Annotated in this window: 8 protein-coding genes; all 8 read left to right on the top strand. The window is 73.1% G+C overall.

Annotated elements, in window-relative coordinates; all coding sequences use genetic code 11:
• Nucleotides 1-145 precede the first annotated feature (145 nt).
• On the top strand, nucleotides 146-640 hold the full coding sequence (locus tag JGS39_RS34760) for a hypothetical protein (RefSeq protein ID WP_308120888.1): 495 nt from the start codon (nucleotides 146-148) through the stop codon (nucleotides 638-640).
• Nucleotides 641-699: 59 nt separating this feature from the next.
• Entirely contained in the window at nucleotides 700-1,125 is a 426-nt protein-coding gene (locus JGS39_RS34755) for a phage tail protein (RefSeq protein ID WP_148017400.1), read from the top strand.
• Nucleotides 1,126-1,228: 103 nt separating this feature from the next.
• Nucleotides 1,229-1,903, top strand: a complete 675-nt coding sequence (locus JGS39_RS34750; RefSeq protein WP_236064503.1) for a CIS tube protein — start codon at nucleotides 1,229-1,231, stop codon at nucleotides 1,901-1,903.
• Complete coding sequence (locus JGS39_RS34745; RefSeq protein WP_219573737.1) at nucleotides 1,900-3,675, top strand: VgrG-related protein; 1,776 nt, start codon at nucleotides 1,900-1,902, stop codon at nucleotides 3,673-3,675. Before JGS39_RS34750 ends, JGS39_RS34745 begins: the two co-directional genes overlap by 4 nt.
• 55 nt (nucleotides 3,676-3,730) lie before the next feature.
• Nucleotides 3,731-4,048: a PAAR domain-containing protein gene (locus JGS39_RS34740; RefSeq protein ID WP_219573736.1), complete on the top strand. Its 318-nt coding sequence runs from the start codon at nucleotides 3,731-3,733 to the stop codon at nucleotides 4,046-4,048.
• Nucleotides 4,045-4,470, top strand: a complete 426-nt coding sequence (locus tag JGS39_RS34735) for a GPW/gp25 family protein (RefSeq protein WP_219573735.1) — start codon at nucleotides 4,045-4,047, stop codon at nucleotides 4,468-4,470. Before JGS39_RS34740 ends, JGS39_RS34735 begins: the two co-directional genes overlap by 4 nt.
• Nucleotides 4,470-6,431, top strand: coding sequence for a putative baseplate assembly protein (locus tag JGS39_RS34730; RefSeq protein ID WP_219573734.1), 1,962 nt, complete (start codon nucleotides 4,470-4,472; stop codon nucleotides 6,429-6,431). The genes JGS39_RS34735 and JGS39_RS34730 overlap by 1 nt, the downstream gene beginning before the upstream one ends.
• Nucleotides 6,428-6,991: a phage tail protein gene (locus JGS39_RS34725; protein ID WP_219573733.1), complete on the top strand. Its 564-nt coding sequence runs from the start codon at nucleotides 6,428-6,430 to the stop codon at nucleotides 6,989-6,991. The genes JGS39_RS34730 and JGS39_RS34725 overlap by 4 nt, the downstream gene beginning before the upstream one ends.
• Nucleotides 6,992-7,023 lie beyond the last annotated feature (32 nt).

The following is a 7,023-nucleotide window of genomic DNA, read 5'->3' as shown; positions in this document are numbered from 1 at the left end:
GCGCCGGTCTCGGGTACCACCGGCAGCTGGAGCCGCTGCACCGGCACGGCGCCCCCGGGCCGGACGGACCCGGGCGGGTGCGGGCGCACCACCGGGACGGGGGGTGCGCCCGCACCCGCCCGGGTCCGTCCGGCCCGGGGGCGCCGTGCCGGTGCAGCGGCTCCAGCTGCCGGTGGTACCCGAGACCGGCGCACCCGCCGTCGGACCGGCTCCGCCGGACGACGCCCCGGCCGCCGCACCGCAGGCGCTCACCGTGCGTGCCTCACGTCCCGTACCGGCCCGTCCCGGACCGGCCCAGGGCGGTGGCGGCCCGGGAAGTCCCGCGCCCCTGAGCTTTGCCGCCGGCAACCGCGCCACGGGCTCCCAGGCCCAGGCGGTCCAGCGGGCGGTGGCCGAGGCGGGGCTCTCCGGAGTGCCCGTGCGGGTGGTCCAGGCGAAGACCGCCCGTACCCCCGCCGCATCCGCGGACGTCCCCGCGGCCGGACCGAACGCCCCCCGTGCGCCGCAGCCGAACGAGTCAGCCGGCGTGGACATCGAGGAGCTCGCCCGCCGGCTGCTCGACCCGGTCAGCAGGCTGCTCCGGGCCGACCTGCGCAGAGGACGGGAACGCTCCGGACGGCCGTACGACGGCCGCCGCTGACACCGCCGCCCCGCAACTCCCCGCCATTCCACGGACCGCAGAGAAGAAGAGAAGCGCACATGACGGACAACATCTTCGCGACGAGCGTGTTCTTCAAGCTCGCCATCGGGGGAAGCGACCTGGGTGCCTTCCACACCTGCTCGGGGCTGGGCGCCGAGGTCGAGCTGGAGCAGTACGCCGAGGGCGGCAACAACGGCTTCACCTGGCAGCTGCCGGGGCGGATCACCTGGACCAACATCACGCTCACCCGCCCCGTCACCGCCGACACCCTGAAGATCGCGCGCTGGCTGAACGAGACGACCCAGCGGGTGGAGCGCAAGGACGGCGAGATCGTCGCGCTCCGGCCGGACCTCAGCCGGATCATCAGCTGGCAGATCCAGGGCATCGTGCCCGTGCGCTGGCAGGGGCCGTCCTTCGACCCGTCCAGTTCCGAGGCGGCGATCGAGACCCTGGAGATCGCGCACGAAGGCCTGGTGCCGTCCTGATGGCCCGCCCCCTCGACCGAGTTGACGACACAGACGCGCAGGAAGGAGGAACACCGTGGCCGCAGCCGCCCGCACGAGCCGTGCCCGTGCCCAGCTGACCATCATGGAACCGCCGACGGACGTGGGCGCCAAACCGTCCGGCACCCTCGCCCGCCTCACGCTGCAGTTCAATCCGGCGACGCTCTCCCTGTCCAAGAGCACCGAGTGGCGGCGTACTCCCTCCCGGACGGCCGGCGAGTCCGCGCTGCCCGAATTCGTGGGCAGCGGGCCCCGGTCGCTGTCCCTGGACGTCTTCCTGGACGCCACCGCCACTCACGACAACTCGGTGGAGAAGGCCGTGGAGCAGCTGATGACCGCCTGTGTGCCCACCCCGGGCAGCCTGGGCCGCAAGAAGCCGTCGAGTCCCTGGGTGCGGTTCGACTGGGGGACGTCGAAGACGACGTCGTTCGACGGGGTGCTCTCCAGCCTTTCCGTCTCGTACACGCTGTTCGACGTCGACGGCAAGCCGCTGCGCGCCACCTGCTCCCTGTCGATCGAGGAGGCGAGCGTCGACCCGGCCGGGCAGAACCCCACCTCCGGATCGAAGGAGGCACGGCGTACGCACCGGGTCGTCGCCGGGGACAGCCTGCCGCTGCTCGCCTGGCGCGAGTACGGCGACGCCACCGCGTGGCGCACGATCGCCGAGGCCAACGACATCGACGACCCCATGCAGCTGGCCCCGGGCACGGAACTCCTCGTGCCCGGACTGGAAGACCACGCCCCGGAGGGCGCCCGGTGAGCCCCGCACCCGCCCGTTCCTTCGCCGCCGACCCGATCGTCGAGGCGCCCGCCGAGCTTCCCGCGGCCTGGGCCGCCCAGCTGGTGAGCTGCGCGGTCGACGAGAACGTCGGCCTTCCCGACACCGCCGTGCTGACCTACCGGGATCCGTACCACACCCTGCTCACCGCCACCGGAATCACCATCGGCACCCCGCTGAAGATCTCCGTGGTCACGGTCCAGGAGCGGGCCCGCGAGCGGCTGTTCACCGGTGAGGTGACCGCGCTCGAACTCGACAGCGACACCACCGGCTCCTTCACCGTCGTCCGGGCCTTCTCCAAGGCCCACCGGCTCCAGCGCGGGCGGAAGGTGGTGGCCTTCCGCAACATGAAGGCCGCCGACATCGTCCGCAAGGTCGCCGCGGGTGCCGGACTCACCTGCGGGAAGGTCGAGGCGGCGCCCGTGATGTACAAGCAGCTGACGCAGCCCAACATCTCGGACTGGGACTTCCTCCAGTACCTGGCGGGCGAGAGCGGCGCGCACGTACGGGTGGACGAGAAGGGCCTGCTGCAGTTCGTGAAGCCGAAGCCGGCGGCCTCGGCGCCTTCGCCCGCCACGTCCGCGACCAAGCATCCGATGGTGCTGGAGTACGGGCGCAACCTGCTGGCCCTGCGAGCCGTGCTGACCGGTGCGGACGGGGCGGACAGCGTCGAGGTGCGCGGCTGGGACGTGGAGACGAAGACCCGTCTCGTGGCACGCCAGCCGTCCGTCCGCTCCACCACGGTCGTCCCCGGGCTGAGCCCGTCCGCCGCGGCCGGCGCGTTCGGCCCGAAGGCCCGGATGACGGTCGCGGACACGCCGTACCGGACCCAGGCCGAGGCCGGCGCGGTGGCCGGTGCGGTGGCCGCACGGGTCAGCTCCGGCTTCGGGGAGATCGAGGCGGTCGCAGAAGGAAACCCCCGGCTGCGAGCCGGTGAACCCGTCACCCTCGGCAACGTCGGACCCGCCTTCGCCGGCCGCTACACGGCGACCGCGTCCCACCACGTCCTCGACCCGCACGGCGGCTACCGCACGACCGTACTGGTCAGCGCATCCCCCGACCGCTCCCTGACCGGACTCACCGGCGGCGGCGAAGCGCCCCCGCGCGGCCCCCGCATCCCGGGCCTCGCGATCGGCGTCGTCACCGACATCCGCGAGGGCAGGGGCAAGGGCGAACGCGGCTCGGTCCGGCTGAAGTTCCCCTGGCTCGACGACATCTACGTGTCCGACTGGGTCCGTACGGTGCAGTGGGGCGGCCAGGGCGGCGGCGGGGTCTTCAGCCCCGAGGTCAACGACGAGGTACTGGTCGGCTTCGAACAGGGCCTGCTGGACAGCCCCTACGTACTGGGCGGCCTCTACAACGGCGTCGACAAGCCGTCGCCCCACGACGTGCCGCTCGTCGACCCGACCAGCGGCAAGGTCAACCGCCGTTCCCTCGTCTCCCGTTCGGGCAACCGGATCGAACTGCTCGACGCCCCGCGCGGCCCGTCCGGAGTACGGCTGGCCACCGGCGACAAGCAGCTGGAGGTCACCCTGGACGAGCGGAAGGGGGAGATCGCGCTGAAGGTGTTCGCCCGCGGCACCTCCCGGGTGCTGAGCTCCCTGTCCCTGGGCCGGTCGGGGATCACGCTCGACGCCGGTACGGGGAACGTGGAGGTGAAGGGGGCCTCGGTGACTATCAACGGCAAGACCGGGGTCACCGTGGACGGCGGACTGCTCGCCGTCCTCAAGGCCAGGCTCATCCGGATCAACTGACACCCGAACCCGCCACCGGGACCGACTCCCCGGCCCAGCAAGGAGAACAGCAGCCATGCCCCCCGCAGCCCGCTCGGGCGACCCCACCGTCCACGGCGGCGTCATCGGCACCCCGCCACCGGGTGCGGTCGCCGTCGCCACCGTGCTGATCGGCGGCAGGCCGGCCGCCGTCACCGGCAGCCTCCACGTGTGCGTCATCCCTCCGCACGCCCTGCTCGGACCCGGGAACGTCGTCATGCCGAACCCGGCCGCCGTGGTCGGTGGCGCGGTCCTGATCGGCGGACTGCCGGCCGCCCGCATGGGCGACACCACCAGCTGCGGCGCCAAGATCATCATGGGTGCGCCGAACGTCCTGATCGGAGGCCCGGTATGAGCGGGGCCGGATTCGTCGGCCGCGGCTGGGGCTTCCCGCTGCGGGTCGGTGCCACGGGCGGTATCGGCATGGTCGAGCGGGACCAGGAGATCGAGGAGGCCATCGGCCTGGTGCTCGGCACCGCGCCGGGGGAGCGGCCGATGCGCCCCGAGTTCGGCTGCGGCATCCACGACTACGTCTTCGCGCCCGGCGACGGCGCCACCGCGGGCCGCATCGCGCACGAGGTGCGTACGTCACTGGAGCGCTGGGAACCGCGCATCGAGGTCAGGGACGTGGTGGTCGCCTTCGACACCGTCGACGAGGGAACCCTCTACATCGACGTGCACTACACCGTGCGGTCCACCAACGACCTGCGCAACCTCGTCTTCCCCTTCTACACGATCCCGTCCTCCGGGAGTTCAGAAGAATCGGAGGCGCGCTGATGGCCCTGCCTTCCCCCAACCTGGACGACCGCCGCTTCCAGCAACTCGTCGACGAGGCCAAGCGGTACGTCCAGCAGCGCTCGCCCGAATGGACCGACCACAACGTGTCGGACCCCGGGGTCACGCTCATCGAGACGTTCGCGTACATGGTCGACCAGCTGCTGTACCGGCTGAACCGGGTGCCCGACCGGAACTACTCCGCCTTCCTCGACCTGCTGGGCGTACAGCTGTTCCCGCCGACGGTCGCCCGTGCCGACGTCGACTTCTGGCTGTCCGCCCCGCAGCCGGACACCGTACGGCTCCCGGCCGGTACGGAGGTCGCCACCGCCCGCGGTGAGACGGAGGAGGCGGTGGTCTTCTCAACCACCGAGGACCTGGCGATCGTGCCGAGTTCGCTGATCAGGCTGGTCACCGCCCCCGCGTCCGGGGACCAGACCGACCGTACCGCCCCGCTCGGCGCGGGCAAGGACATCCCGTGCTTCCAGTCCCGGCCGGAACCGGGCGACGCCCTGCTGTTCGGGCTGCCCACCGCCGTGCCCCGGTGCATCGTCGCCGTACGCCTGGACAGCCGGGTGGAGGGCGTCGGCGTCGACCCCCGGCAGCCGCCGCTGGTGTGGGAGGCGTGGGACGGGGCCCGCTGGGTGCTGTGCGAGACCGGTACGGACAGCACCGGCGGGCTCAACCGGCCCGGTGAGATCACCGTGTTCGTCCCCGCCGGGCACACCGCCTCGGTGACGGCCGGGATCAGGGCCGGCTGGCTGCGCTGCCGGGTCACCGCGCCCGAGCCGGGGCAGCCCTTCTACTCGGAGTCGCCGACGATCCGGGAGGCCGAGGTTTTCACCGTCGGCGGCACCACGGGCGTCGAACACGCGGAGACCGTCCTCGACGTGCCGCTCGGCGTCTCCGAAGGGGTCGCCGGCCAGACGTACTCCGTACGCAGGGTGCCGCTCCTGCTGGACGGGGAACCGCCCGTCGTCCAGGTGTCCTCCGCCGACGGCTGGCAGGTCTGGACACCGGTGGAGCACTTCGGCGCCTCGTCGCCGGACGACCGTCACGTACAGATCGACGCCGTCACCGGCCGATTCGCCTTCCCGCCGGAGGTCCGCGAGGCGGACGGCACGATGCGCGGGTACGGGGCGGTGCCCCCGAAGGGCGCCCAACTCCGCGTCGCGCGCTACCGGACGGGCGGCGGGGCCGCCGGGAACGTGGCCCGGGGCGCCATCCGGGTGCTGCGCAGCTCGGTGCCGTACGTCGCCGGTGTCGCCAACCGGGAGGCGGCCCGCGGCGGGGTCGACGGCGAGAGCGTCGAGAACGCCAAGGCGCGCGCGCCCCACATCCTCCGGGTCCAGGAGCGGGCAGTCACGGCCGAGGACTACGAGGTCATCGCCCGCGAGGCCGCGCGCTCGCTGCGCCGGGTGCGCTGCCTGCCCGCCGTCGCGGGCGAGGGCGGCGCGGTGCGGGTCCTGGTGGTGCCCGACGCGGTCCCCGACGAAGGAGGCCGGCTGCGGTTCGAGCAGCTGATCCCGCCGGACTCGGTGCTGGCGGCGGTCTCCGGACGGCTCGACGAACGGCGCCTGGTCGGCACCCGGCTGATCGTGGAACCGCCCGCCTACGTGGGCGTCACCGTGGTCGCCGAACTGGTCGCGGACGCGGTCGACGCGGACCGCGTCCGGGCGGAGGCCCTGGACGCGCTGTTCCGCCACATCGACCCGCTGCGGGGCGGCACGGACGGGACGGGCTGGCCGTTCGGCCGCCCCGTGCAGTACGGCGAGATCTTCGCCGTTTTGCAAGCCGTGCCCGGAGTCCGACTCGTCGACGAGGTAAGGCTGTTCCCCGCCGACCCGCTCACCGGACGCCGGGGAGGGGCGGCGGACCGCATCGACGTCGCCGCGAACGCCCTGGTCTTCTCCCACCAGCACCAGGTCGTCGTCACGGCCGCCGGGCCCGGCGGCCGCTCATGACCAGGGCCTCGGTCCCCGGACTCCCCAGCCGCTACCCGATCGGCGGACTGCTGCCCGCCCTGTACGCGGACGACGACCTGGCCCAACGGTTCACGGCCGGCCTCGACACGGTCCTGGCACCCATCCTCTCCACCCTCGACAACCTCCCGGCCTACTTCGACCCCGCGCTGACCCCGGACGACTTCCTGCCCTGGCTGTCGTCCTGGGTCGGCGCCGACCTCGACCCGGCCTGGCCGGCGGACCTGCGCCGGGCCGTGGTCACCCGTGCCGTCGAGCTCCACCGGTGGCGCGGAACCCGCCGCGGTCTCGCCGAACACCTCAGGCTCTGCTTCGGCGTGGAGGCCGACATCCACGACGGGGGCGGCGCCGCGTGGTCGTCGGAACCCGGGGGCCAGTTGCCTTCCGCCCCGACCGGGGAACTGCTGGTACGGGTCCGGGCACCGGACGGGCGGCCCGTGGACGCGGCCCGCGTGCTGGCCGTGGCCCAGGCCTCGTGCCCCGCTCACCTCACCTGCCGGGTGGAGATCCTGCCGGGCACACCGCACGAGACAGGAGACTGACGTGACACGCTCGTGCCCGGCAGGATCTCCAC

The sequence above is a fragment of the Streptomyces poriferorum genome, from assembly GCF_019399235.1.
In the GTDB taxonomy this organism is placed as follows: domain Bacteria; phylum Actinomycetota; class Actinomycetes; order Streptomycetales; family Streptomycetaceae; genus Streptomyces; species Streptomyces poriferorum.
This window is presented reverse-complemented; position numbering and strand designations above follow the sequence as displayed.

Coding starts and splice junctions, on each gene's coding strand:
- JGS39_RS34730 (WP_219573734.1), top strand. CDS start 4,470: ATGGCCCTGCCTTCCCCCAACCTGGACGACCGCCGCTTCCAGCAACTC.
- JGS39_RS34735 (WP_219573735.1), top strand. CDS start 4,045: ATGAGCGGGGCCGGATTCGTCGGCCGCGGCTGGGGCTTCCCGCTGCGG.
- JGS39_RS34725 (WP_219573733.1), top strand. CDS start 6,428: ATGACCAGGGCCTCGGTCCCCGGACTCCCCAGCCGCTACCCGATCGGC.
- JGS39_RS34740 (WP_219573736.1), top strand. CDS start 3,731: ATGCCCCCCGCAGCCCGCTCGGGCGACCCCACCGTCCACGGCGGCGTC.
- JGS39_RS34750 (WP_236064503.1), top strand. CDS start 1,229: ATGGAACCGCCGACGGACGTGGGCGCCAAACCGTCCGGCACCCTCGCC.
- JGS39_RS34755 (WP_148017400.1), top strand. CDS start 700: ATGACGGACAACATCTTCGCGACGAGCGTGTTCTTCAAGCTCGCCATC.